Below are 25496 nucleotides of genomic sequence, written 5' to 3' on the forward strand. Positions count from 1 at the left end.
GGACACTGGGCGACCCCTCCTCCCAGAGGCCCAATAACCGGATCGTGTGATCCCAAACACTTCCGGCGGCATGTGATGACCACGTGTGGTACTTCCGCTACGGCCTGACCGGGAAACCGAATGGCCGGTTTCGGGGGCAGCAGGGAGAATGCGACCTGCCGTGGACATCACCTACCCGCCGGAGCTGCCGGTCAGCGCCCGTCGCGCCGACATCGCGCAGGCGATCCGTGACCACCAGGTCGTGATCGTGGCCGGCGAGACCGGCTCGGGGAAGACCACTCAGCTGCCGAAGATCTGCTTGGAGCTCGGCCGCGGTGCGCCCGGTCCCGACGGCCGACCGCGGATGATCGGGCACACCCAGCCCCGCCGGATCGCGGCCCGTTCGGTGTCGGAGCGGATCGCAGAGGAGCTCGGCACCGAGCTCGGCGGCGTGGTCGGCTACCAGGTCCGGTTCACCGACCGGACGTCGAAGGCCAGCCGGGTCAAGGTGATGACCGACGGCATCCTGCTGGCCGAGCTGCAGCGCGATCGGACGCTCAAGCGCTACGACACGATCATCATCGACGAGGCGCACGAACGCAGCCTGAACATCGACTTCCTGCTCGGCTATCTCCGGCAGCTGCTGCCCAAGCGGCCGGACCTCAAGCTGATCATCACCTCGGCGACGATCGATCCACAGCGGTTCGCGGAGCACTTCTCCGACGAGAGCGGGAAGCCGGCACCGATCGTCGAGGTCTCCGGCCGCACCTATCCGGTGGAGATCCGGTACCGGCCGCTCATGGCGTTCTCCGAGGAGGACGAGGAGGGCGAGCCCATCGTCCGCGACCAGACCGAGGCGATCGTCGACGCGATCAAGGAGCTCTCCGCGGAGGGGTCGGGCGACGTCCTCGTGTTCCTGCCCGGTGAGCGCGAGATCCGGGACACGGCCGAGGCCCTGCAGCCGCTCACCGACGGACCCCGTGGCATCGACGTACTGCCGCTCTTCTCGCGGCTCTCCGCCGCCGAGCAGCACCGGGTCTTCGCGCCGGCGCGCAGCTCCCGCCGGCGCGTGGTCCTGGCGACGAACGTCGCGGAGACGTCGCTGACCGTGCCCGGGATCCGGTACGTCGTCGACACCGGCGTCGCCCGCATCTCGCGGTACTCCTCCCGGACCAAGGTGCAGCGGCTGCCGATCGAGCCGATCAGCCAGGCGTCGGCCAACCAGCGGTCCGGTCGCTGCGGCCGGGTGGCGGCGGGAGTCGCGATCCGGCTGTACAGCGAGGAGGACTTCGAAGGCCGGCCGGAATTCACCGACCCCGAGATCCTCCGTACCAACCTGGCGTCGGTCATCCTGCAGATGACCGCGCTCGGCCTCGGCGACGTCGGCCGGTTCCCGTTCGTCGAACCGCCGGACCGCCGCAACGTCCAAGCGGGCCAGCAGCTGCTCGAGGAGCTCGGTGCCCTCGCCGACCCGTCGCGTTCAAACGAGCCGGGTCGGCGTTCAGATGAGCCGGGTCGGCGTTCAGATGAGCCGGGTCGGCGGCTGACCAAGATCGGGCAGCGGTTGGCGCGGCTGCCGATCGATCCGCGGTTGGGCCGGATGCTGCTCGAGGCCGAGCGGCTCGGTTGCGTGCGCGACGTCCTCGTCATCGTGGCGGCGCTCTCCCTCCAGGACCCGCGTGAGCGGCCCGGCGCAGACCGGCCCGCGGAGCAGGCGAAGGCCGACCAGGCGCACGCACGGTTCAAGGCCGAGGGCTCGGACTTCCTCACCTGGCTCAACCTGTGGCGCCACCTGCGCGAGCAGCAGCGCGAGCTGTCGGGCAGTGCGTTCCGGCGGATGTGCAAGCGGGAGTACCTCCATTACCTCCGGGTCCGCGAGTGGCAGGAGTTCCAGAGCCAGCTGCGGCAGGTCGCCAAGGAAATGGGTCTCGATACGCACGGCGCTCGTTCCTCACGCCGCGCTACTCGACCACCGGCCGTCGATCACGTGGCCGGCGACATCGACGCCGACGCGATCCACCAGGCGCTGCTCTCGGGCCTGTTGAGCCACGTCGGCGTGCGCGAGGAGCGTGAGAAGCCGCGGCCCGGCCAGAAGCAGCCGCGCAGGGCTGGTCCGCGCGAGTACCTCGGCGCCCGCGGTGCCAAGTTCGCGATCTTCCCCGGCAGTGGGCTCGCCCGGAAGAACCCGCCGTACGTCATGGCGTTCGAGCTGGTCGAGACCGGCCGGCTCTGGGCCCGGCAGAACGCCGCGATCGAGCCGGAGTGGGCGGAGCGGCTCGGCGGGCACCTGGTCAAACGCACCTACTCCGAGCCGCACTGGTCGCAGAAGCGGCAGGCGGTCATGGCCCGCGAGCGGGTGACGCTGTACGGCGTACCCCTCGTCACCGACCGGCTCATCTCCTACGGGAAGGTCGACCGCGAGCTGGCACGGGAGATCTTCATCCGGCACGCACTGGTCTACGGCGAGTGGTCGACCCGGCACCAGTTCTTCCACCACAACCGCAAGCAGCTCGCGCAGGCAGAGGAGCTCGAGCACCGCGCGCGGCGGCGTGACCTGGTCGTCGACGAGCACACGCTCTTCGACTTCTACGACGCCCGCGTCGGGCCGGACGTGGTGAGCGGTGCGCACTTCGACCAGTGGTGGAAGGGAGTGCGGCGCGAGCACCCCGACCTGCTGACCTTCGACCCCGCGATGCTGACGCATGACGCCGCGGCCGAGGTGACCGAGCAGGACTACCCCGAGCAGTGGGTCGGCGACGGCGGCCTGACCTTCGACCTCGCCTACCACTTCGAACCGGGCGCAGCCGACGACGGCATCACCATCGACGTCCCCGTCGCGGTGCTCAACCGGGTCGGCGACGAGGACTTCTCCTGGAACGTCCCCGGCCTTCGCGAGGAGCTGGTGACCGAGCTGCTGCGCAGCCTGCCCAAGCAGCTCCGGGTCAACTTCGTGCCGGCGCCCAACACAGCGCGGGAGTTCCTGGCGGCCGTGCCGGCGGGGGAGGAGCCGCTGCTCGACGCGCTCGAGCGCTTCCTGCGCTCCACCACCGGGGTGCACGTGCCGCGCGGGGCTTGGGGCCTCGACACCCTGGCACCGCACCTGCGCCCGACCTACCGGGTGGTCGACGACCAGGGCCGGGAGCAGGCACGCGGCAAGGACCTGACCGCGCTCAAGGCCCCGCTGCGACCGCGCTTCGAGCGGGCGATGGCGGAGGTCGCGGCGGACAGCGGCGTCGGCCGGACCGGCGAGATGTCGTGGACCTTCGACGACATCGCTGCGACCGCCACCTGGACCCGCGCCGGCCACGAGGTGGAAGCCTTCCCCGGCCTCGTCGACGAAGGAGAGTCGGTCGGGCTCCAGGTGTTCGGGTCCGCCGGCGAGCGCGACGCCCGGCATCGCCAGGGGCTGATCCGGCTGTTGCTGATCGGTCTCGGCGACGCGCCGGTCGGCGGACTCGTGGCCGGCTTGTCCAACGAGGAGAAGCTCCGCCTGGCCGGCACGTCGTACCCCTCGGTGCAGGCGCTGCTCGCCGACTGTCTCCGGGCGGTCGTCGCCGACGCGGTCGACGCCGCGCAAGGGCAGGGGATCGTCCGCACCCGGCAGCAGTACGACGCCCTCCTCGCCTCGCTCCGCGCCGACGCCGCGGGCGCCGTACGGGCGCTGCTGCCCGACCTGCTCCGCGTGCTCGACGCGCACCGCGAGACCGACCGGCTGCTCAGTGGTCGCGCCGAGCTCGCGCTGCTGCCCGCCCTCTCCGACATGCAGGCGCAGCTCGCCCGGCTGGTGCCCGTCGGTTTCGTCGGCGACGCCGGCGCCGCCCAGCTGCGGCGCTACCCCGTCTACCTCGCCGCGATCCGCCGCCGCCGCGAACAGCTCGGCGAGGGCGGCATCGCCGTCGCCCGCGACCGGGAGTGGCTCGACCGGGTGCAGCCGCTGCAGGAGGCCTACCTGCACCGGGTCGACGCGTTGCCCGAGGGTCGGCCGCCCGGAACCGCGCTCCGTCAGGTGCGGTGGCAGCTCGAGGAGTTCCGGGTTTCCCTGTGGGCACCTCAGCTCGGCACCGCCGGCAAGGTCAGCGACGTCCGCATCCGCAAGCTACTGGAGAGCGCTGACGGGCCGGGAGCGCGGTAGTCCCTGACGATTCTGTCGTGATATCCGCGAATCGACCGCAGATACGTCAGGGACGACCCCGCCCGCCGTACGCTGACGACGTGTCAGAGGGAGGGCGCCACCACCGACCGATCGCGCGGACCGCGGACTTCTTCGACGCGCTCGCGTCGGGCACGGATCCGGAGCTGCTGCGCGAGGCTGCTGACCGCGCCGCGACCCTGCTGGTGCGGGGCGCGCGGGAGAGCAACGACAGTGCCGTCGCCGACCGGCTCGTGCACCTTGCCGACACCGAGGGCATCGAGGCGATCGCGGAGGTGTGGTCCGGCTCCGCGCCCGACTCGCTCGCGGGCTGCCTGTGGCGGCTCTACCTCCTCCGGTCATGGGTGTACGCCGACCCGTCTGCCGTCGCGCGCGAGTTCGAGGCCGGGCGCGGCGCTGCCCAGGTGGCGCGGGTCGTCGCCGGTGTCGCCGACCCGCCCGGCCCCGACGAGCTCCGCTCGATGATCGACTCGGTGCTGCGCGGGATCGCCGCCGGCGACTTCGCCGACGTCCTCTTCCGCGCCGCCGCGTTCGCCCGGGTGGTCGCCACCGGCCGGGCCGCCCTGCCCGGCACCAGCGACGACGGCGTACGCCGAATGCTCGGCCTGGCCGAGCAGCTGGAGACAGCCGGGCACGTGGAGCTCGAGCGCGGGTTGGGGTGAGGGGGCGGCTCGCTCGCTCGCCGACCCGGCGCAATACGCCCTCCCCCGCTTCGCTCCTCCGGTGCGTTTCCGCCGGGTCGGCTCGCGGCTTCGGTCGCTGCGCTCCCTCGCACGCTCTGCTCGGGCTGGGTCGTCTGCCGGTCGAGTGCGCTGGACCGGGAGCGCCTCACGGCGCGTGGCCGCTCATGGCGGCTGATTTTGGGACCCGGGGCTGCCGCGGCCCAGCGCACTCGAGGACCCAGTGTAGTGCGGCGACCCGAGGAAGCGGTTCAGGACGGCTGTGATCGATGTGGCGGGTTCTTGCCGCGACCTCGTAAGTCCGTCGTGCGGTGTCCCTACCGCTGGGTAGGGTGGGCGGCTGGCGGCCGGGGGGCCAGTACATGACAGGGAGAGATCGCAACCGATGTTCAGCTTGGCGCGTTTCGACTGGCGCACGTTCGTCGCCGTCGTCGTGGTGGCTGTGAGCGTGGTGGTGGCGATGGTTCTCTACTCCGACGGCGACGGTCCGCCCCCCAACGGCGGCCACGGCCCGACCCAGCCGTCGTCCGGGATGTCGCGGCTGGTGTTCGCGGTCTGGGGCAACGAGACCGAGATCGAGGCCTACCGCAAGATCGTCGCCGACTACAACGAAGACTCGGTCGTGGTCGACGTCCACGTCGAGGCGTGGCCCGACTCGTCGTCGATGCTGGCCGACATCCGCTCGGGCGATGTCGCTCCCGACCTCTACATGCTCCCGCGCGAAGAGCTCGCGGAGACACTCGAGACCGAGCGCAACCGACCCGTGCTCGACCTGCTCGACGCGCGTGGGGTGGCCTTCGGCGACGAGTTCCCGCGTGAGGCTCTCTCGGCGTTCACGGCCGACGACAACCTGCAGTGCATGCCCTACACCAGCTCGCCGATGGTCATCTACTACAACACCGACCTGATCGACTTCGAGCGGATGGCTGCCCGCGACCTCCCCGTGCCTCCGGAGGACCTGGAGTACTGGACGCTCGACATGTTCCGCGCCGCCGCCGCGTTCGCCAGCCGACCGCGCAAGGAGTCCAAGGGCGTCTACATCGAGCCGACGATGCGGGGGCTGGCACCGTTCGTCTACGCGGGCGGCGGCAGCGTGTTCGACGACGACACCGATCCGACGTCGCTCGCCCTGTCCGACGAGGACAACGTCGACTCGATCCGCGAGACCCTCGAGGTGCTGCGCGACCCGACCATCACCCTCACCAACAAGCAGCTGCGCGAGGAGTCGGCGCTGCACTACTTCGAATCCGGCGAGCTCGGCATGATCGCCGGCTTCCGTGACCTCACGCCGCGGCTGCGGCAGGTCGCCGGGCTCAACTTCGACGTGATGCCGATGCCCGAGCTGGACGACGACGCCACGATCGGCGACCTCGCCGGAGTCTGTGTCGCCGAGGGCCCGCAGGAGCGGGTCGAGCAGTCGGCCGACTTCCTCGTCAACCTGCTCAGCGACGAAGCCGTGACGACGATGGCTGCCACCGGTTACCTGATGCCGACCAAGCTCGACGTCAGCTTCTCCGACGCCTTCCTGCAGCCTGACCTCCAGCCGGCCAACTCCCGCGCGTTCGTGAGCTCGATCCGGTCGATCGTGCTGCCGCCGTTGCTCGCGGTGTGGCCCGACCTCGAAGCCGCCGTCGACCCCGACCTCGAGCGGCTCCTGACCCAGCCGTCGATCGAGGATCTCGAGGCGGAGCTCGAGGCGATCGACGAGAAGTCCCAGACCGTGCTCGACCCGGAGCAGCCGGAGGAGTCAGAGGACCCGAGCGAGTCGGTCAGCCCGTCCGACTAGGCGTCGGGCTGCTGGTCCGCCGACTCGTCCGCTTCGTCCGTCGAGCCGTCCGCAGACGGCTCCTCGGCCTTCTCGTCGGCCCTTCCCTTGGCCTTGGTCCTTGCGTTGCTCTTGGCGTCGCTCTTGGCGTTGTCCGAGCCCTTGTCCTTCGCCCAGGCGTCGGCCTCGAGCACCGCCTGGGCGAGCGCGGACGCGGTCAGCCCGATCTGCCAGCTCCTCGAGCCGAGCGCACGGAGCTGGTCGATCAGCCGCTCGAGCAGCTCGACCGGGTCGCGGGTCGAGGGCGGCTCCCACATCACCCGACGCAGGTGGTCGGGAGTGAGCAGGTTCTCAGCGGGAAGGTCGTGGTGCTCGGCGAGCGCGGAGACCGCCGCCCGGGCCAGCTCGAGCCGGCGTGCCGCAACCGGGCTTTTCTCGGCCCACGCCCGGGGCGCCGGCGGGCCGTCGCCGCGCGGGGTGCGGCTCGGCAGGTCGGCCTCGTCCATCTCGGCTGCCGACCGGATCGCCTGCAACCACGTGGAGGCGAACCTCGAGGCGCCGCGGCCGTGGAACCCCTGGGTCGACATCAGCGCGCCTCGGGTGGTGGGCATCGCGGTGGCGGCGGCGACGATAGCGGAGTCCGGGATCAGCCGGCCGGGCGTCACGTCCCGTTCGCGGGCGAGCTCGTCGCGGGCCTCCCACAGCGCCCGGACCGCGCCCAGCGACCGGCGGCCGCGCACCCGATGGAGACCCGACGTACGACGCCAGGCCTCCGTGCGCACCGCCGGCACGAACGACCGCAGGTTGTCGAACTCCTGCCGGGCCCAGTCGTCCTTGCCGGCCTCGACCAGCTGGTCGGCCAGCACCTGCCGGAGCTCGACCAGCACCTCCACGTCGAGCGCGGCGTACTCCAGCCACGGCTCGGGCAGCGGCCGGGTCGACCAGTCGACGGCGGAGTGCTCCTTCTTCATCCGCGCACCGATCAGGGTCTCGACGAGCGTCGCGAGCCCCACCCGCGGATAGTTGAGCAGCCGGCCGGCCAGCTCGGTGTCGAACAGCGCCGCCGGCGTCAGCCCCACCTCGGCCAGGCACGGGAGGTCCTGCGTCGCCGCGTGCAGGATCCACTCGGACTCGCCGATCGCCTCCTGCAGCGGCGCGAGCGACGACAGCGGGATCGGGTCGATGAGAGCGGTGCCGGCACCCTCGCGGCGGATCTGGATCAGGTAGGCGCGGTTGGAGTAGCGGTAGCCGGACGCGCGCTCGGCGTCGATCGCGACCGGTCCGGTGCCGGCGGCGAGCTGGACGACGTACTCCGCCAGCGCCTCGTCGGTGTCGATGACCGGCGGGAGACCGTCGGCGAGAGTGAGCAGCGCGACCTCGGGCTCGGCCGCAGGCTCGGTCGCGGGGTCCGGCGCGGGCACGGTGTCTTCCGGCGCGTCGGCGTGGGGAGTGTCCGGCATCAGGAGGTGGAGCCCCGCTGGCCACGCCGCGACGGCATCACCGCGACTCCGTCCGGGACCGGCTCGAGCCCGCCCGCCGTGCAGAGCAGCTCACCCCACGCCTCGACGTGCGCGGCCAGCGCCGGCGCGTCGGTCGGCGTCCAGGACGCCCGCACCTCGAGCTGCGCGGAGCCGCCGTCGCCGGCCATGGTGCCGTAGCTCTCGGTCGCGACCCGGGTCACCGTCCCCGACAGAGTGGAGTACGCCGCGCCGTGGGCCTCGAGCGCGTCGGTCAGCCAGGTCCAGCCGACATCGGTCAGCATCGGGTCGGTCGCGAGCGCGTGGTCGATCTCGGCCCGGCAGTAGGCGACGCACCGGAAGGTTCCGTCCCAGGCGTCGTTGCCGGCGGGGTCGTGGAGCAGCACGATCCGCCCGGTCGCCACCTCGTCGCCGTCGAGGGTGACGTCGGCGGACAGAGCGGTCGCGAACGGCGCGATCCGCTGCGGGGCAGGCATCTCCTCGCAGAGGATCTCCGGCCGGAGGATCGCCGCGCGCATGGCCGCGACCGCAGCGCTGAACTCCGGGGGTTCACCGGCCGCGCCGGACCCCTGGTGCGTCTCCTGGCGGGCGACCATGGAGCCACCATAGGAGACGTCGGCGGGTTCGGGCCCGCGGCACGCCGCCCCCGCGATGTGCACCAACCCGACCCGCCTGAGACGCTGTGCCCGATATGAGCGACCCTCACGACCTCAGCGACAGCGCGTTCCTCCGGGCAGTGCGCGGTGAACCGGTGTCGCACACCCCGGTGTGGTTCATGCGCCAGGCCGGCCGCTCGCTGCCGGAGTACCTCGCGGTCCGCGAGGGCACCAACATGCTCGAGTCGTGCATGAACGCCGAGCTGGTCACCGAGATCACCCTCCAGCCGGTCCGGCGGTACGGCGTCGACGCGGCCATCTTCTTCTCCGACATCGTGCTGCCGCTCAAGGCGGTCGGGGTCGACCTCGACATCAAGCCGGGCGTGGGGCCGGTCGTGGCCCAGCCGGTCCGGACCCTCGCCGACGTGGCTGCGATCCCGGACCTGACGCCCGAGCACGTGCCGTTCATCACCGAGGCGGTGCGGTCGCTGGTCGGTGAGCTGGCCGGGATGAACGGCGGCACGCCGCTGATCGGGTTCGCCGGGGCGCCGTTCACCGTGGCGTCGTACCTCGTCGAGGGCGGGCCCTCCAAGGAGCACGCGAAGACCAAGGCCCTGATGTTCGGCGCGCCGGAGGTCTGGGACGCGCTGATGCGCAAGATCGCCGGCATCTCCGCGACCTTCCTCGAGGTGCAGGCCGCGGCCGGTGCGTCCGCCGTCCAGCTCTTCGACTCGTGGGCCGGCGCGCTGACGCCCGGCGACTACGAGCGCTACGTCATGCCGCACTCCGCCGCCGTGCTCGCGCGCGTGGGCGCCCTCGGCGCGCCGCGCATCCACTTCGGCGTCGGTACGACGAACCTGCTGTCCCTGATGGGCACGGCCGGTGCGGACGTGGTCGGCGTCGACTGGCGCACGCCGCTGGGGTCGGCGATCCAGCTCGTCGGTGACCGGGCCGTCCAGGGCAACCTCGACCCGACCCTGGTGTTCGCCCCGACCGGCGTCATGACCGCCCGCGCGGCCGAGATCATCGAGGCGGGGCGCGCCGCCAAGGGGCACGTCTTCAACCTCGGCCACGGGGTCATCCCGTCCACCGACCCCGACCAGCTCGCGCGGCTGACGGAGTTCGTGCAGTCCTACTCGCTGGGCTGACCGGGTCTCAGTCGGCCTGCTTCTTCGCCGCGGACTTCTTGGCGGCCTTCTTCGCCGGCGCCCTCTTCTTGAGGCTGACCTGCATCCCGCTGCCGCTGCCGGTCACCGTCAGGTAGCCCTGCGCCTGCAGGAGCGCCGACAGCTTGGAGTGGCCGTAGAGCCGCGGGTCGAACGACGTGCTCACCGAGCGCAGGTAGTTCCCGAGTCCGCTGACGCTGACCGTCCCGTCCTCCTGAGACGCGCTGTTGATCGCCTTGGTCAGCAGGCTCTGCAGGTTGGGGACCGGTGCCTCCTCGCTGGTCGGGTCTTCCGACTCGGGCACCGACTCGCTGCCCAGGACCTCGAGGTAGATGAACCGGTCGCAGGCGGCCACCAGGGACGCCGGCGTCTTCCGCAGCCCGAGCCCGTAGACGGTCATCCCCGACTCCCGCAGCCGGGTGGCCAGCCGGGTGAAGTCGCTGTCGCTCGACACCAGCGCGAACGCGTCGAGGTTGCCGGAGTAGAGCAGGTCCATCGCGTCGATGATGAGCGTGGAGTCGGTGGAGTTCTTGCCGGTCGTGTAGGCGAACTGCTGCACCGGCACGATCGCGTGCTGGTTGAGCACGCTCTTCCAGCCGTTGAGCTGCGGCGTCGTCCAGTCGCCGTACGCACGCTTGACGCTCGCCACGCCGTACGACGCCAGCTCCTCCAGCAGGGCGCCGGCGTGCTTCGGCGACGTGTTGTCCGCATCGATCAGGACAGCCAGGCGCTGGTTCGGTGTCGACATGCCCTTCATCATGTCCTGCGCGCGTCTGCCACGCTGGACCGGTGCGGCGGTTCATCGTGGTGGGTGGTGGGATCAGCGGGCTGACCGCTGCCCGCGACCTAGTCGCCGCCGGCCACGAGGTGCTGGTCCTCGAGGGATCGGACCGGCTCGGCGGCAAGCTGCGGCGCGGCGAGGTCGCCGGGATCAGCGTCGACGTCGGCGCCGAGGCGATGATCAACCGACGGCCCGAGGGCGTCGGGCTCGCCACCGCCACCGGCCTGCCCGTGACCCACCCGACCGGCGCCACCTCCCGGATCTGGACGCGCGGTGCGCTGCGGCCGCTGCCGCGCACCCTGATGGGGGCGCCGCTCGACCTCGACCAGCTCGAGGAGAGCGGCATCCTGTCGCCGGACGGCCTGCAGCGCGCGCGGCACCAGCAGGTCCCTCGTCCCGACGGCGACGTCTCGGTCGGCGAGCTCGTCGGCGCGAGGTACGGCGACGAGGTGGTCGACCGTCTGGTCGAGCCGCTGCTCGGCGGGGTCTATGCGGGCCACGCCCGCGGCATCTCCGCGCGAGCGGCCGCGCCACAGCTGGTGGACCTGCTCGCCCGGGAACAGGTCGACGTGCCGCCGGCGCCGGCCGTCCCGGTCTTCGCCGGCGTCCCGGGCGGGATGTGGCAGCTCCCGGACGCGATCGCGGGCGAGCTGGCTGCGAGCGGCCGGGCCGAGGTCCGGACGGACGCGGTGACGCGGGAGGTGCGCCGCACGCCCGGCGGGTTCGAGGTGGTGATCGACCAGCTCGGGGTCCGCGAGGTCGAGGCCGCGGACGGTGTGGTGGTCGCCACCCCGGCCGCCCCGACCGCGCGCCTGCTCGCCGACCTGGCGCCGACGGCCGCCGCCGAGCTGGCCGGCATCGGCTACGCGTCGTCCGCCGTGGTGACCTTCGCCTTCCGAGCCGACCCCGCGGTCACCGAGGCGATCGACATCGGGGCGTCCGGCTTCTTGGTGCCACCGGTCGACGGCCGCGCCGTCAAGGCGGCGACCTTCTCCTTCGCCAAGTGGGACTGGGTCCGCGCGGCCGGTGCCAGCGGCGACAGAGACCTGCTGGTCTTCCGCACGTCGCTCGGCCGGTACGGGGAGGAGCAGACCCTCCAGGTCCCTGACGACGACCTGGTGCGGGTCTCGCTCGCCGACCTCGCGGAGGCGACCGGGCTCGTCGCGACTCCCGTCGACACCGTCGTCGAAAGATGGGGCGGGGGACTCCCGCAGTACGCCGTCGGCCACCTCGACCGCGTCGCTCGGATTCGCGCCGCCGTTGCCGCCGTACCCGGGCTCGCCGTCTGCGGGGCGGCGTACGACGGCGTCGGCATCGCCGCCTGCATCGGCTCCGGACAGAGGGCTGCTGCCGAGCTCGGCACGACCGCGTAGTCCCGGGAGGTCTGCCCACCTGTCCCTGGGAGCCGGGACACCGGGACCGGCACCGTCGGGTCATCGCAGTCCACCCGAGAGAAAGAGGAAGCGATGACCACCCAGACCGTCACCCACCCGGTGCGTTCGGACGTGGGCGCCGGACCAGCGCCGGCGCCCGGAGCCCGGACCAGCACCCGATGGGCACTCGCCGGCGTCGGTGCCGGCATCACCGGAGCCGGCGCGATCGCCGCGTCGCTGTCGATGAGCGCCGTCTACGACGAGAGCCTCGGCGGCGACACCACCAAGATCGCCGACAAGCTCAGCGACTACGTTCCCAACCTGATCGTGTTCCACGTCCTGGGCATGCTGAGCGCGGTGCTGATGATCGTCTTCGCCGCCGGCCTCTACCGACGGCTGCGGGCGACCGCGCCCACCGACAGCATCGCTCCCATGATCGCGACGTTCGGCCTGCTCGGCACCGCGTTCGTCATCGTGATGGGGACCGGCCTCGACACCGAGTTCGTCTTCGGGGTCGGGGACGAGAAGATCGTGTCGCCCGACAACGCCGCGTTCTACAACCACTGGGTCGGCACCATCCCGTGGTGCTGGGGCCTGCTCGGTCTCTCAGGGATCGCCCTGTTCGCGCTGGCCCGCTCCGGCGGCGTGGCGCGGTGGCTCGGCCTGGTCGGCCTCCTCGGCGGTGGCATCACGTTGGCCTTCGGCATCTCCCCGCTGCAGTACATGGCCGGCTTCACCGGTCCGATCGGCCTGATCGTCGTGGCGCTCGGGTTCCTGGTCGGTGACAAGGCGTACCGGGGTCGGTGACCCGCAAGCTGAGACATGAGACGGCAGCCGATCCGGCCCCTCAGGGGTCGGGTCGGCTGCACACTGTCCCGGTGCTCCAAGAACAGGGATCCAGGTCTCCGGCCGCGGCCATCGCGGTCCCGGTGGCCTGCAGCGTGCTGTTCGCCCTCGCGGTCGTGCTCGACGCGGCTGCGCCGGAGACCGGCGCCGGCGTCCGGTACGCCGGCGACCCGGGCTGGCCGTTCGCACTCAACGGCGTGATCCTCGGGTTCCTCGCGGCGCCGATCCTGCTCGGGCGCGAGGCGCGGATCTTCGGCTGGCTCCTCGGCCTGCTCGGGCTCTTCTGGGTGCTCGACGGGCTCGCCCAGTCCTACATCAGGGCCGGCATCACCGACGATCGGCTGTGGCCCGGGATGACCTTCTCGGTGTGGTTCCTCGAGCGGTTCGGAGTGTTCCTCCCGATCTCGATCATGGTGCTGCTGCTCGTCTTCCCCAACGGGCGCTTCCTCCCGGGCGCTGCCGGGGTGATCGGACGGACGGCTCTCGTCGTCTCCGTGTCCTGCGGCCTGGTGATCCTGGTGATGCCGCTCGAGCAGGAGCTCGCCGCCAACATGCGGATGCTCCCACCGGAGATCAACGTCGACCCGGTCACCATCAACTCCCTGGCCGGGAGCGAGGACACGCTCAGGCCGGTCGTCCTCGGCATCCTCCTGGCGGCGTTCGCGACCGCACTGGCCCTCGTCGTGGTCCGCTACCTCCGGTCGGAGGGGATCAGCCGCGACCGGATGCGCTGGCTCGCGTGGAGCGTCGTGGTGATCGCGGCCTACGAGGCCGTCACCGCGTTCGTGGTCGAGGTGGAAGGCACCGACTACGCCTCGATCATCGTGGCGATGGTCCTCCCGGGGGCTGCGATGACGGTCGCCGTCGTCCGCCCGCAGCTGGTCCCGATCGAGGACCTGCTCGGCCGCACCCTCGTGCTCGCCGTGCTGCTCCTCGTCCTCATCGGCGCGGACGCCGCCCTCCTCACCGTCCTCACGCTGGTCCTCGACGACGACCTGACCCAGGCCCAGGTGGTCGCGGTCGTCCTCATCGTCGCGGTCGTGCTCTACGGCCCGCTCCGGCAGCGGCTCTCCGCCGCCGTCCGCCGCCGGATGCTCGGCGAGCGCGGCAACCGGTACGACGCGCTGGCCGGCCTCTCCTCCACCCTCGAGAACACCGACGACGCCGGCGAGCAGCTCGCGGCGGTGGCGCGGGCCGTGGCGGCCGCGTTCCGCGTCCGGTTCGTGAGCCTCGAGGTCGACCGCAGCAACGGGGAGCGGATGGTGACGACCCACGGCGAGCGGCCGGCCGATGTCCGCACCCTCCCCATCACCTACCGCGGCTCCGACGTCGGCCGACTGGTCCTCCCTGCCAAGGGCATCCGCAGCCGGCTCACCGCGCGGGACGAGGAGCTGCTCGGAGACCTGGTCCGGCAGGCGGCGACGGCCGTGCGCACCAGCCAGCTCGCCGAGGAGGTGCAGCACAGCCGCGAGCGCCTGGTGACCGCCCGCGAGGAGGAGCGGCGGAGGATCCGGCGCGACCTGCACGACGGCCTCGGCCCGGCGCTCAGCGGCATGGTGTTCCAGCTCGAGGCGGCTCGCCTCCAGGTCGACACCGACCCCGACCGCGCGCGCTCGCAGATCGAGGACGTCAGCCAGCACGTCCAGGGCGTCGTGGCCGACGTACGTCGCCTCGTGCACGACCTGCGCCCGCCCGCGCTCGACGACCGCGGTCTCTCCGGTGCGATCCAGCAGCAGGCGGACCGGCTCGACGTCCCGCTCACGGTGGTCGCGCCCGAGCTTGACGGCCGACTGCCCGCGGCCGTCGAGGTCGCGGCGTACAGGATCGCGAGCGAGGCGCTGACCAACGTCGCTCGCCACGCCCGCGCGAGCCGCGCCATGCTCACCCTCGCCCTGGTCGACGACGCGCTCGTCGTGGAAGTCGCCGACGACGGTGTCGGTATCGACCACGACCGACAGGCCGGCGTAGGGCTGGTCAGCGTGCGGGAGCGTGCGGCCGAGCTGGGTGGGCGCGCCGACGTGACCTGCCCGGAGGGTGGTGGCACTGTCGTCCGCGCCCGACTTCCTCTAAGGCCCACCCCACGAAGTTCTTCGCCTCCGCCAGGCGGCCCCACGTCGGAAGTCAACCGAGAGCTTCTGTCCTCCGGCGAACAACTTCGCGGGGACCCCGGAAGGAGCGCCTCATGAGCACCGCCGACACGATCCGCGTCGTGGTCGTCGACGACCACCAGATCGTCCGGGACGGGCTGACCGCGCTGCTCGGCGCACTCGAGGGCGTCGAGGTCGTGGGTGCCGCCGCCGACGGCCGGGAGGCGCTCCACGTCGTCGGGGAGGCAGCGCCCGACGTCGTCGTGATGGACATCCAGATGCCGCTGCTCGACGGCGTCGAGGCGACCCGGTTCCTGGTCGGGCGCGACCCCGCGCTGAAGGTCCTCATGCTCACCATGAACGAGGACGACGACACGGTCCTGAGCGCGATCCGGGCCGGTGCCTGCGGCTACCTGCTCAAGGGCTCCGGCGCCGCCGAGGTGCACAACGCGATCCGTACGGCGGCCGCCGGCGGCATGGTCTTCGGTGCTTCGATGGCCCACCAGGTCGCCGCCCTGCTCGCGAACGGCGGTCCCCGCGGCGGCTCCGAAGAGCCGTTCCCCGAGCTGACCGAGCGCGAGCGTTCGGTGTTGCAGATGGTGGCGCGCGGCTCCTCCAACGACGACATCGCCGGCGAGCTCTACGTGTCCAACAAGACCGTCCGCAACACGGTCTCGGCCATCTACGCCAAGATCGGCGTCTCCGGTCGGGCGGACGCGATCGTCAAGGCCCGCGAGGCGGGCTACGGGCGGGAGTAGGTCTCGATACGGCCTCGCGCAGAGCGCTCGGCCTACTCGACCAACGGGGGGTCGCTGGTCGAGTAGCCCGAGCCGCTAGGCGAGGGCGTATCGAGACCGAGCACAATGGGGACATGAGCGACCCGCAGGCGGACATCAAGTCCAACGCCGCCAAGATCAACGAGCTCAACGACACGATCCGCTTCACGATGTGGTCGGTCTTCAAGCTCGAGCGGCCGATCGGCTCGGATGATGTCGTCCGCAAGAGCGAGGCGGCAGAGGTCGAGGCGCTGCTCGCCGACCTCGCTGGTCCGTCGGGCGACGAGGTCGTGGTGCGGGGTGTCTATGACGTCGCCGGACTCCGCGCCGACGCCGACCTGATGGTGTGGTGGCACGCCGCGAGCAGCGACCAGCTCCAGCAGGCCTACCACCGGCTCCGTCGTACCGCATTCGGCACCCGGCTCGCGCCGGTCTGGTCGCAGATGGCGCTGCACCGACCCGCGGAGTTCAACCGCAGCCACCTGCCGGCGTTCCTCGCCGACGAGCGTGCCCACGCCTACGCAGCCGTCTATCCCTTCGTCCGTTCCTACGAGTGGTACCTCCTCGAGGAGACCGAGCGCCGCCGGCTGCTGGCCGAGCACGGCCAGATGGCCCGCGACTACCCCGACGTCCGGGCCAACACCGTCCCGTCGTTCGCGCTCGGCGACTACGAGTGGATCCTCGCGTTCGAGGCCGACGACCTCACTCGGATCGTCGACCTGATGCGCCACCTGCGCGGCTCCGAGACCCGCCGCCACGTGCGCGAGGAGGTGCCGTTCTACACCGGCGCCCGGGTGGAGGTCGCCGACCTCCTCGACCGGCTGCCCTGACGCTGGACCCGCCGAATGCCTTAAGTTTGGAAAGGCTATCGACTTAATGCACTATGGGGTGCATGGCCCATTCCCTTGCCACCCCGCCCGCCGTATTGCCCCTGCTCGAGCTGGTGCGTGACGCCGCAGACCCCGAGCTCCTCGACCTGCTCGACCCCCATCCGGCCGATCGCTCCTGGATCCGGTTGCTCGCCACCGAGGACCACGAGCTCTGGCTGATCTCCTGGCCGGCGGGCGCCGCCACCGACTGGCACGACCACGGCGCCTCCGCGGGCGCCTTCACCGTGCTTCGTGGCACCCTGACCGAGCACACCTTCGACGGTGGCGGCCTCCAGCTCGTCGACCACCACGTCGGCGACGCGAAGGCGTTCGGTGCCGGCTACGCGCACGACGTCCGCAACGCGAGCGACCACCCGACACTCTCGCTGCACGCGTACTCGCCCCGGCTCACCACCATGACCCGGTTCCGCTTCCTCGGCGACCGGCTCGAGATGCTCGGCGTGGAGCGTGCGGGCGAGGAGTGGTGAAGCGGTACAACGGGGTCGACGCGCTGCTCGCCGACGCCCGCACCCGCCTCGACCGGGTCACCCCGAGCGCCGCCTTCGAGGAGCTCACCACACGAGACGCGGCGCTCGTCGACATCCGACCGGCGGCCCAGCGTGCCACCGAGGGAGAGGTCGCTGACACGCTTCCCGTGCTCGTCGTCGAGCGGAACGTGCTGGAGTGGCGGTTCGACCCGCGCAGTGACGCCTCGATCCCCGAGGCGTCCTTCGACCGTCGCGTGATCGTCCTCTGCCAGGAGGGCTACACCTCCTCGCTGGCCGCGGCCGCGCTGCAGAGCATCGGCATCCACCGCGCCACGGACGTGATCGGCGGGTTCGCCGGGTGGCGGGATGCCGGGCTGCCGGTGACGGCTTGATGGAGTCGGCGCGCGTCGGCGGCTGATCGACCGCCGGGAGAAAGCGCGGTAGCGCTGCCAGTCCTGTCTCGCCCGCCTAGGGTGGCGCGCATGCTTGCGGGGATCCGGGTTCTGTCCACTGTCGTGCTCGCCGGTGTTCTGGCCGTCGGCGCCGGTTGCGCCGAGGATCCGCAGACTGCCGACTCGAGCGGCAGCAGCTCGAAGCCTCAGGGGGACGGGTCGGACTCGAGCAGCCCGGTGGGATCAAGTGACTCGAAGAGTCCGGTTGGCGACGACTACCAACCATTGACCGCGCAGACCTTCGCGGCCTCCCTGACCGAGGCGATGTACGGCGCGGGCACCGTGCACATGCTCATGACCTCCGAGGGGAAGTCGATCGCGGAGGTCGACTACCGCTTCAGCGCGACCGGCGACCCGGCGATGCACGGCACCGCCGAGTCCGACGAGGGAACGGTCGAGATGATGTTGGTCGACGGCGCCTTCTACGTCCGCGAGGAAGCCGAGCGGAGCTGGATGCAGCTTCCCCCAGAGCTTGCCGACCAGATCCTGGCAGGGACGCAGGCCGGAGACCCGACCCAGCTGATCGAAGTCTTCGAGTCCGGACTGGACGAGGTGACCTACCTCGGTTCCGAGGACATCGACGGCGAGGAGCTCTACGGCTACGACGTGTCCTTCAGCGCCGAGTACCTCGCCAGGGAGATGGACGTCCCGACGAACGAGGTCCCCGCCATCTCCTACGAGCTGTATCTCGACGGGGCCCACCTCCTCCGGAAGATGACGATCAGTGCGGCCGGCGTCGAGGGTGTAGTCCGCCTGAGCGACTGGGGTGAGCCGGTGGAGATCGAGACGCCTCCGGCAGATCAGGTGGAGCCGTTCGAGCTGCCGTCGGGATGACGCCCGGACCCAGGAATCTTTACCCGACCCCGGCGTGAGCCGAACAGCGCGTGGGTAGCCTCGATGGCATGACGTACAACGTGGACAAGACCGACGAGGACTGGAAGGCCGAGCTCTCTCCGGAGGAGTACGCCGTGCTCCGCCAGGCCGGCACCGAGCGGGCGTTCAAGGGCGAGTACACAGACACCGAGACCAAGGGCGTCTACCGCTGCAAGGCCTGCCAGGCGAAGCTCTTCGAGTCGGACACGAAGTTCCACTCCGGGTGTGGCTGGCCCAGCTTCTACCAGCCGATCAGCGACACGATCGAGTACATCGAGGACGACTCGCACGGGATGAAGCGGACCGAGGTGCGCTGCTCCAACTGCGGTTCGCACCTCGGCCACGTCTTCCCCGACGGCTACGGCACGCCGACCGGGGACCGTTACTGCATCAACTCGATCAGCCTGACGCTCGAGCCCGCCGACCCAGCCTGATCGGCGCTCGCACTCGGCGGCCCTGCAGGGATCGCCGCCGCCGACGTGGGCTCGTCCTGCTCCGGATGCCTGTTGTGGGGGATCCCTGGAGAAAAGGGCTAACCCTGATTCGGCGTACGACGAGCTGGCCTAGCGTTCCGGCATGACCTCGACATTCTCGCCCCGCCGCGCGCTCGTCGCGGCCGCACTCGCCACCGCGACCGGCGGTTCCCTGCTGCTCGCGGCAGCCCCGGCCTCCGCCACGCCGGCCGACGGCCGCGTCAGCGCCTACGGCTACTACCGGGACGTGGCGGGTGGCGCCTGCAGCTTCTTCGAGTCCAACAACGGGCAGGCGACCAAGGTGTTCACGCCCGCAACCGGTCGACGGACTGCGCGGACCGGGACCAGCTTCCGGGCGACCCCGCCGGGCGACCCGGTGAGCGCGCACGGTCGCGTCGAGAACGACACCTCGGGGGTGGCCGACGCCAACGACGGCGCGTTCGACGTCGTGCGGTTCACCGCGGACCACCTGGTGCGACTCACCGACGACACCGGCTTCGACTGCGGGATGGGCCTGATCGCCGACTCCCAGTCCAGCGCCGAGGTCAGGGTCCGTCGGCGCGGTCAGGTCCGCCTCGAGTGGGACCGGGGAGCGGCGGGACAGATCGAGCAGATCTTCGTCTCCCGCAACGGCAACCCGGTGGTCGACCGGATCCGCCCCAACGCGCACGGCGACCTGACGTTCAATGTCCGTCGGGGAAAGTACCTGATCTTCGTGCAGTTCGTGACCCGGGCCAACGAGCGGGACATCCCAGTCGGCCAGACGCTGACCAAGCGCGCTCACTTCCGGGTGGTCGCCGACTACCGACGCTGACCCGCCTGGTCACCAGCCGACCAGGGGTCGGTGGTTGCGTCGCCGCCGGCGGCTGCGTCGTCGCCGGCGGCTAGGGTCGCATCATGGCAAAGACCGCTGCCGCGGAGGTGCGGGCCGGCGAGCGCGCCGTCCGGATCTCCAGTCCCGACCGGGTGATCTACGAGGCCACCGATCGCACGCCCGAGGTCACCAAGCTGATGGTGGCGGAGTACGTCGTCAGCGTCGAGGACGGGCTGATGCGGGCGCTCCGCGACCGGCCGACCGCGCTCGAGCGGTGGCCGAGCGGCGTACGAGAAGGCTTCAAGCTGGCCACCGGTCCGTCGGACAAGGACGCCGAGGCGTTCTACCAGAAGCGGGTGCCCAAGGGGGCTCCCGACTACCTGGAGTCCGTCGGCATCACCTTCCCGTCCGGCCGTACCGCCGACGAGATCTGCCCGACCGAGATCGCTGTGCCGGTGTGGTGCGCCCAGATGGGCGCGCTCACCTTCCACCCGTGGCCGGTGCGGCGCACCGACGTCGACCACCCCGACGAGCTGCGGATCGACCTCGATCCGCAGCCCGGCACCAGCTTCGCCGATGCGGTGCGCGTCGCCGACGTCGCCCGCGAGGTGCTCGAGGAGCTCGGCATCCGGGGCTACCCGAAGACGTCGGGCAACCGCGGCGTCCACATCTACGTGCGGATCGAGCCGCGGTGGACGTTCGAGGACGTCCGGCACGCGGCGATCGGCTTCGGCCGCGAGCTCGAGCGGCGCGACGAGGGCGTGACCACCGCGTGGTGGAAGGAGGAGCGCGGCGAGCGGATCTTCGTCGACTACAACCAGAACAACCGCGACCGGACCATCGCCTCGGCCTACTCGCTGCGGCCGATCCCGGGCGCCCCGGTGTCGACGCCGGTGACCTGGGACGAGCTGGCAACGGTGACCGACCCGCGCGACTACAACCTCTTCACCGTGCCCGACCGGGTGGTCGACGGCGATCCGTGGGCGACCATCGACGACGAGGCGTTCTCGCTCGAGCCGTTGCTCCGGCTCTGGGAGGAGCTGCCGGGCGGCGAGCTCAACTTCCCGCCGGACTACCCGAAGATGCCGGGCGAGCCACCCCGGGTCCAGCCGAGCAAGAAGGTCGCCGAGCACTGGGATGACGAGGGCAACTACGTCGGACCCGATCGTGGCTGAGGACCAGCGGATGGCACGCAACAGCGCGGAGCCGTCCAAGACGGGGGACGCCGGCGCCGTGCGCTGGTCCGACTACCTCGACTGGGTGCGTGCCGAGATGGTCCGCGGCGTACTCGGCCTGACCCCGGAGCAGCAGCGCACCACCCGCGTCCCCTCCGGCTGGACGCCGCTCGAGCTGCTCAGCCATGTCCTGCACATGGAGCAGCGGTGGTTCGCGTGGGGCTTCCTGGGCGAGCAGGTCGACGACCCCTGGGGCGACTGGGACGTCGACGAGCCGTGGCGTGACGGCGTCGACGGCCGCTGGCAGGTTGCCGACGGCGTCACCGCGGAGGAGCTCGCCGACCGGCTGGAGGCGGTGGGTGCGCGGACCCGGGAGGTGCTGTCGTCGTATGCCCTCGACACGGCGGGGTCGACCGGTGGCCGGTTCGGCGAGGACCCTCCCACCCTCGAGTGGATCTGCTTCCACGTGCTCGCCGAGTACGCCAGGCACGCCGGGCACCTCGACATCGTGGTCGAGCTCTCTGACTGATCAGACGCCGGTGACGCCCTCGCCGCCGCCTGCCTGCTCGTCGAAGTTCTCGTGCTCGAGCAGGTGCAGGACCGGGACGCCGAGCTTGCGTCGGGCGCGGGAGGTCCAGTCGACGTGGAAGAACTCTGCGACGACGTGCGGGCGGGTCAGCACGATCGCCTCCCGTCCGTCGACCTCGGTGACCTTCGCCGCGAGGGCGTCGACCGGCGGGTCGCTGACCACCGCGGCGCTGCCGACTTCGGCGCCGGCGGCGCGCAGGGCGTCGGTGGTGACGGTGAGGTCGTGCTTCGCCTGGTCCTTCTGCTCCTCGCGCAGCGCGGCCAGGTCGTCCGGACTGGGCGTCATCGGCGGTGCCAGCAGGTCGGCGCCACCGATCGATCCCAGCGAGGCCTCGACCGCAGCGGCAGCGTCGACCAACGGCAGCAGCACGTGATAGACGACGTGGGCGTCGAAGTCCTCGTGCAGCGAGCGCACCTGCGCCGCGTCCGGGGCGGTCAGCGGCTGCTCGATGAGAAGGACGACGTCGTACTTCTCCGATGCGGTCTCCATGGCTCAGTCCTACACCCGTTGGGGCCCGTCAACCAGCGCCCCCGCCGAGCACGTCGGAGAGGTCGTAGGAGACGGGCTGCTCCAGCTGCTCGTAGCCGCACGACTCGGGGTCGCGGTCCTCACGCCAGCGCTTGAAGTGGGCGGTGTGGCGGAAGCGACGGCCCTCCATCGCGTCGTACTTGACCTCGAGCACCCGTTCCGGCCGCAGAGGCGTGAAGGAGAGGTCCTTGCCCTGGCTCCAGCGGCTCTGGGTGCCGGGCTGGCGGCCGGGGTTGGCGACGAGGAACTCCTGCCACCTGCCCCACGGGTGCTCCTCGATCGGTACGACGAGGGCCTGCATCTCCTGCCACAGCTCCGCGCGTCGCTTCTCGGTGAAGCTCGCGCTCACACCGACGTGCTGCAGCTCTCCGTCGTCGTAGAGGCCGAGCAGCAGGCTGCCGAGCAGCGGCCGCTCCGGCGTGCTGGTCTTGTGCTCGCGCATGCCGGCCACCACGACGTCGGCGGTGCGCTCGTGCTTGATCTTGAGCATGGTGCGGGCGTTCGGCTGGTACGGCGCGCCCATCGGCTTGGCGACCACGCCGTCGAGGCCGGCGCCCTCGAACTGGTGGAACCACTCCTCTGCCACCGCCGGGTCAGTGCTGGTCCGGGTGAGGTGGCACGGCCCCTCCGGCGGCAAGTCCGCGAGCGCCTCCACGAGTGCCGCCCGCCGCTCCGAGAACGGACGGTCCATCCACGACTCGTCGCCGAGGGCGAGCAGGTCGAACGCGACGAAGCTCGCGGGCGTCTGCTCGGCCAACAGGTTGATCCTGCTGGCGGCCGGGTGGATCCGTTCCTGGAGGACCTCGAACTGCAGCCGGTCCCGACCGTCGGTCGGCAACGCTACGAAGATCTCGCCGTCGAGGACGCACCGGTCGGGCAGCTGGTCCCGGGCGGCAGTCACGAGCTCGGGGAAGTAGCGGGTGAGCGGCTTGGTGTTGCGGCTGGCCAGCTCGACCTCGTCGCCGTCCTTGAAGAGCAGGCAGCGGAAGCCGTCCCACTTCGGCTCGAAGCTCAGCCCCAGCCCGTCGTAGGTGCCGTCGGGGTCGTACTTGGCCGGGTCCGGCACGCCGGTCACCGCCTTGGCGAGCATCGGCTGGACGGGCGGCATCACGGGGAGATCCACGGTTGCTGAGACTAGTCCGCCGCCACCAATTCATCGGGCCGGTTCGGGAGCACGTTGGCGATGTAGTCAGCGGCGGAGTCGAAGATGTCGACCTCGTGGCCGGCCTGCTCCGACAGGAACCAGCGGTGCACCAGGACCTCGTGGAAGAACTCCGGAGGCTCCAGCTTGCCGCGGTGGTCGGCGGGCATCATCGCGACCAGAGGCTCGTAGATCGTGGTCAACCACTGGTTGGCCACCACCGCCCGGTCCTCCCGACCGAGGTCGTGGTGCGCGGTGAAGGAGGCGAGGTCGTTGAGGAGCCGCCGCGCCTGGGCATCCTCGACCCCGAGCCCGGTCAGGCCCTGGAGCTCCCGGCTGTAGTGACCGGCTTCGACGACCTTCGGCTGGATCCGCACGGTGTCGCCGCCGAGATCGGTGATGATCTCGAGCTCGTCGACGTCGAACCCGAGCTCGTTGAGCCGCTCGATCCGCTGCTCGATGCGCCACATCTCGGCAGTGTCGAACTCCTCGACCGCGGTCAGCTGACCCCACAGCGCGGCGTAACGCTCGGCCAGCAGGTCGACGATCTCGTGCGCACCGACGTCGGGGTCGAGCTCCTCGCCGGCCTGCAGGTCGAGCAGCTCGGCGAAGACGTTCTCGCCGGCGACGGTGACGTCGTACTCGCGCATCCCGTCCGACAGGCTCGACTTGAGCTCGCCGGTCTCGGCGTCGACGAGGTAGGCCGCGAAGCCACCTGCGCTGCGGCGGAACAGGACGTTGGAGAGCGAGACGTCGCCCCAGTAGAAGTCGGCGAGATGCAGCCGCACCAGCAGTACGACGAGCGCGTCGACCAGCTCGGGGAGGTTCTCGGCGCCGAGCCCGTGCCGGAACAGGCTGCGGTAGGGGAGTGAGAACTGGAGGTGCTCGGTCACCAGCGCGGCCGGTAGCTCGTTGCCGTCCGGGTCGGTCCGCCCGGTCACCACGCCCTGGGGCACCACCGTCGGGAGGTCGAGCCGGCGCAGGTCGCGCAGCAGGCGGTACTCCCGCATCGCGATCTCCGGCTCGGTCTCCTTCACCGCCAAGGTCGAACGACCGGCGCGCACGATCCGGACCACGTGGCGGGAGAGGCCGCGCGGCAGCGGGACGACGTACTCCTCGGGCCACTCGGCCAGCGGAGTCGCCCAGGGCAGGGTCAGGAGGGCCGTCTTCTCGGCCGGCCCGACCCGGTTGGCGATGACGTGCAGCGCCATGCCCGCGACCCTACGCCGTCGCGAGCACCACCGTTGGTCGAGGAGGTCGCTCTGCGACCGTCACGAGACCTCAGGGCTCCAGCAGCACCGCGCCCTTGCCGCCCAGCTCGCCCGCGACATCGCCGGGGTTCATCAGCGAGCAGCTCTTGAGGCTGAGGCATCCGCAACCGATGCAGCTGTCGAGCCGCTGCTCGAGGAGCCGGATCCGACGGATCTGCTCCTCCAGCCGCGGCTTCCACTCCCTGCTGATCCGGTGCCAGTCGGACTTGGTGGGCGCGCGGTTGTCGGGGAGGGTGGCGAGCGCCGCCGCCACCTCCTCGAGGGTCAGCCCGACCCGCTGGGCGGCCCGCACGAACGCCACCCGCCGCAGCGTCGACTGCTCGTAGCGCCGCTGGTTGCCGGTCGTCCGCGTCGAGCGGATCAGCCCCTTCTCCTCGTAGAAGCGGATCGCGCTGGTCGCCACGCCCGACCGTTCGGCGAGCTGTCCGATGGTCAGCAAGGTCATGGGAGGATGGTGCCGCGCTCTGACCTCAAGTTCAAGTGAGGTTTAATATTTTCGGAGTCGACGATGCCGTCAGTACGACTGGCCGTTCGCGTAGCGCTCTCTGCGGTAGTGACGACCCTTGCCCCGGTTTCGGCTCTTGAACGTGGGAAGTTGAGAGTCGCAATTCGGGCAGATCATCCGCAGGTTCTCGCGGCGGTTGTTGGACGCGACGCCGTCGATGTGGTCCAGCACCAGCACGAGGGGAAGGTCGTTCCACTGGTCGACGACGACGCAGATGGCGCAACACCCGTCCTGTTCATCCAGGATGTGGAGACGGATGTAGTGGCTCTTGTAGCCGCCGACCACCGCTTCGCCGGACTTCAACCACGCTGCCGTCTTGCGCACTCGTTCGAGTGATCGTTGGCATTTGAAGCTGCAATAAAGCTTCTGACTTGGCTTGACGAGCTGCCGTCCGCACCCGAGACACTGCCGCATGTCCGGAAGTTAAATCGAACCTCCGGTACAAATGCTGGAGCCGCGTGTCGGAATCGAACCGACGGCACTCGACTTACAAGGTCGACGCTCTGCCAACTGAGCTAACGCGGCATGCGCCCGTGAGACGCGCGGCAATCGTAGTCAGCGCGGACGCCGAGCGCCGAACCGGAGCGATCCGAGCGATAAGTCGTTGACGACGGTGACTGGCACTGGTGAGGATCGGCTCG

The 25496-nt window shown here is 71.0% G+C and carries 24 protein-coding genes and 1 tRNA gene; 16 read left to right on the forward strand and 9 right to left on the reverse strand.

The window, feature by feature from the left end:
• Window positions 1-148 precede the first annotated feature (148 nt).
• The 3 genes from hrpA (at window position 149) to SHK19_RS03860 (ending at window position 6595) form a co-directional block, all read left to right on the forward strand.
• Window positions 149-4111 (forward strand): ATP-dependent RNA helicase HrpA, encoded by a 3963-nt coding sequence (gene hrpA / locus SHK19_RS03850; RefSeq protein WP_322937914.1) that lies wholly within the window; start codon window positions 149-151, stop codon window positions 4109-4111.
• An 80-nt stretch (window positions 4112-4191) separates the two neighbouring features.
• On the forward strand, window positions 4192-4791 hold the full coding sequence (locus SHK19_RS03855; protein WP_322937915.1) for a hypothetical protein: 600 nt from the start codon (window positions 4192-4194) through the stop codon (window positions 4789-4791).
• Window positions 4792-5194: 403 nt separating this feature from the next.
• The gene (locus tag SHK19_RS03860) at window positions 5195-6595 is read left to right on the forward strand and encodes an extracellular solute-binding protein (RefSeq protein ID WP_322937916.1); all 1401 of its coding nucleotides are present in this window, start codon (window positions 5195-5197) and stop codon (window positions 6593-6595) included.
• Here SHK19_RS03860 and SHK19_RS03865 read toward each other — a convergent pair.
• Together SHK19_RS03865 and SHK19_RS03870 are read right to left on the reverse strand one after the other, a co-directional pair.
• Window positions 6592-8034, reverse strand: coding sequence for a ribonuclease D (locus SHK19_RS03865; protein WP_322937917.1), 1443 nt, complete (start codon window positions 8032-8034; stop codon window positions 6592-6594). The two genes, SHK19_RS03860 and SHK19_RS03865, sit on opposite strands and share 4 nt — an antisense overlap.
• A complete protein-coding gene (locus SHK19_RS03870) occupies window positions 8034-8648 on the reverse strand; it encodes a DUF3000 domain-containing protein (RefSeq protein WP_322456819.1) in 615 nt (204 codons plus the stop codon). Before SHK19_RS03870 ends, SHK19_RS03865 begins: the two co-directional genes overlap by 1 nt.
• Before the next feature lie 95 nt (window positions 8649-8743).
• Here SHK19_RS03870 and hemE point away from each other — a divergent pair, with 95 nt between their 5' ends.
• Complete coding sequence (hemE, locus tag SHK19_RS03875) at window positions 8744-9796, forward strand: uroporphyrinogen decarboxylase (RefSeq protein ID WP_322937918.1); 1053 nt, start codon at window positions 8744-8746, stop codon at window positions 9794-9796.
• A 7-nt stretch (window positions 9797-9803) separates the two neighbouring features.
• Here hemE and SHK19_RS03880 read toward each other — a convergent pair whose 3' ends face one another.
• Complete coding sequence (locus SHK19_RS03880) at window positions 9804-10562, reverse strand: NYN domain-containing protein (protein ID WP_322456817.1); 759 nt, start codon at window positions 10560-10562, stop codon at window positions 9804-9806.
• Window positions 10563-10603: 41 nt separating this feature from the next.
• Between SHK19_RS03880 and SHK19_RS03885 the strand changes: the two genes are divergently transcribed.
• The 12 genes from SHK19_RS03885 to SHK19_RS03940 all read left to right on the forward strand — a co-directional run bounded on the left by SHK19_RS03885 (window position 10604) and on the right by SHK19_RS03940 (window position 21350).
• Window positions 10604-11968, forward strand: coding sequence for a protoporphyrinogen/coproporphyrinogen oxidase (locus SHK19_RS03885; RefSeq protein ID WP_322456816.1), 1365 nt, complete (start codon window positions 10604-10606; stop codon window positions 11966-11968).
• A gap of 93 nt (window positions 11969-12061) precedes the next feature.
• Window positions 12062-12775: a hypothetical protein gene (locus SHK19_RS03890; RefSeq protein WP_322456815.1), complete on the forward strand. Its 714-nt coding sequence runs from the start codon at window positions 12062-12064 to the stop codon at window positions 12773-12775.
• Between the two features lie 71 nt (window positions 12776-12846).
• Window positions 12847-15000, forward strand: a complete 2154-nt coding sequence (locus tag SHK19_RS03895; protein WP_322456814.1) for a sensor histidine kinase — start codon at window positions 12847-12849, stop codon at window positions 14998-15000.
• The gene (locus tag SHK19_RS03900) at window positions 14997-15659 is read left to right on the forward strand and encodes a response regulator transcription factor (protein ID WP_322456813.1); all 663 of its coding nucleotides are present in this window, start codon (window positions 14997-14999) and stop codon (window positions 15657-15659) included. The genes SHK19_RS03895 and SHK19_RS03900 overlap by 4 nt, the downstream gene beginning before the upstream one ends.
• Before the next feature lie 113 nt (window positions 15660-15772).
• Window positions 15773-16507 carry a hydrogen peroxide-dependent heme synthase gene (gene hemQ / locus SHK19_RS03905; protein ID WP_322456812.1) on the forward strand — a complete coding sequence of 245 codons (735 nt, stop codon included), beginning with the start codon at window positions 15773-15775 and terminating at the stop codon, window positions 16505-16507.
• Between the two features lie 62 nt (window positions 16508-16569).
• Window positions 16570-17034, forward strand: coding sequence for a cysteine dioxygenase (locus tag SHK19_RS03910; RefSeq protein WP_322456811.1), 465 nt, complete (start codon window positions 16570-16572; stop codon window positions 17032-17034).
• Window positions 17031-17426, forward strand: a complete 396-nt coding sequence (locus tag SHK19_RS03915) for a rhodanese-like domain-containing protein (RefSeq protein WP_322937919.1) — start codon at window positions 17031-17033, stop codon at window positions 17424-17426. The genes SHK19_RS03910 and SHK19_RS03915 overlap by 4 nt, the downstream gene beginning before the upstream one ends.
• A 90-nt stretch (window positions 17427-17516) precedes the next feature.
• Window positions 17517-18320: a DUF7537 family lipoprotein gene (locus tag SHK19_RS03920; protein ID WP_322456809.1), complete on the forward strand. Its 804-nt coding sequence runs from the start codon at window positions 17517-17519 to the stop codon at window positions 18318-18320.
• Between the two features lie 68 nt (window positions 18321-18388).
• On the forward strand, window positions 18389-18793 hold the full coding sequence (gene msrB / locus SHK19_RS03925; RefSeq protein ID WP_322456808.1) for a peptide-methionine (R)-S-oxide reductase MsrB: 405 nt from the start codon (window positions 18389-18391) through the stop codon (window positions 18791-18793).
• Window positions 18794-18935: 142 nt separating this feature from the next.
• Window positions 18936-19646 carry a hypothetical protein gene (locus SHK19_RS03930; protein WP_322456807.1) on the forward strand — a complete coding sequence of 237 codons (711 nt, stop codon included), beginning with the start codon at window positions 18936-18938 and terminating at the stop codon, window positions 19644-19646.
• A gap of 83 nt (window positions 19647-19729) precedes the next feature.
• A complete protein-coding gene (locus SHK19_RS03935) occupies window positions 19730-20821 on the forward strand; it encodes a DNA polymerase domain-containing protein (protein WP_322456806.1) in 1092 nt (363 codons plus the stop codon).
• A 10-nt stretch (window positions 20822-20831) separates the two neighbouring features.
• A complete protein-coding gene (locus SHK19_RS03940) occupies window positions 20832-21350 on the forward strand; it encodes a mycothiol transferase (RefSeq protein ID WP_322456805.1) in 519 nt (172 codons plus the stop codon).
• On the opposite strand, the gene SHK19_RS03945 is transcribed toward SHK19_RS03940, so the two are convergent.
• From SHK19_RS03945 to SHK19_RS03970, 6 genes are all read right to left on the reverse strand, one after another.
• Entirely contained in the window at window positions 21351-21899 is a 549-nt protein-coding gene (locus SHK19_RS03945) for a hypothetical protein (protein WP_322456804.1), read from the reverse strand.
• A 28-nt stretch (window positions 21900-21927) separates the two neighbouring features.
• Window positions 21928-23061, reverse strand: coding sequence for an ATP-dependent DNA ligase (locus tag SHK19_RS03950; RefSeq protein ID WP_322456803.1), 1134 nt, complete (start codon window positions 23059-23061; stop codon window positions 21928-21930).
• Window positions 23062-23072: 11 nt separating this feature from the next.
• On the reverse strand, window positions 23073-24290 hold the full coding sequence (locus SHK19_RS03955) for a DUF4032 domain-containing protein (RefSeq protein WP_322456802.1): 1218 nt from the start codon (window positions 24288-24290) through the stop codon (window positions 23073-23075).
• Between the two features lie 70 nt (window positions 24291-24360).
• Window positions 24361-24795 carry a redox-sensitive transcriptional activator SoxR gene (soxR, locus tag SHK19_RS03960; RefSeq protein ID WP_322456801.1) on the reverse strand — a complete coding sequence of 145 codons (435 nt, stop codon included), beginning with the start codon at window positions 24793-24795 and terminating at the stop codon, window positions 24361-24363.
• A 69-nt stretch (window positions 24796-24864) separates the two neighbouring features.
• On the reverse strand, window positions 24865-25179 hold the full coding sequence (locus SHK19_RS03965; RefSeq protein ID WP_322456800.1) for an HNH endonuclease: 315 nt from the start codon (window positions 25177-25179) through the stop codon (window positions 24865-24867).
• Between the two features lie 125 nt (window positions 25180-25304).
• Window positions 25305-25380 (reverse strand) — tRNA-Thr (locus SHK19_RS03970).
• Window positions 25381-25496 lie beyond the last annotated feature (116 nt).

This window comes from Nocardioides bizhenqiangii (assembly GCF_034661235.1).
Lineage (GTDB): Bacteria > Actinomycetota > Actinomycetes > Propionibacteriales > Nocardioidaceae > Nocardioides > Nocardioides bizhenqiangii.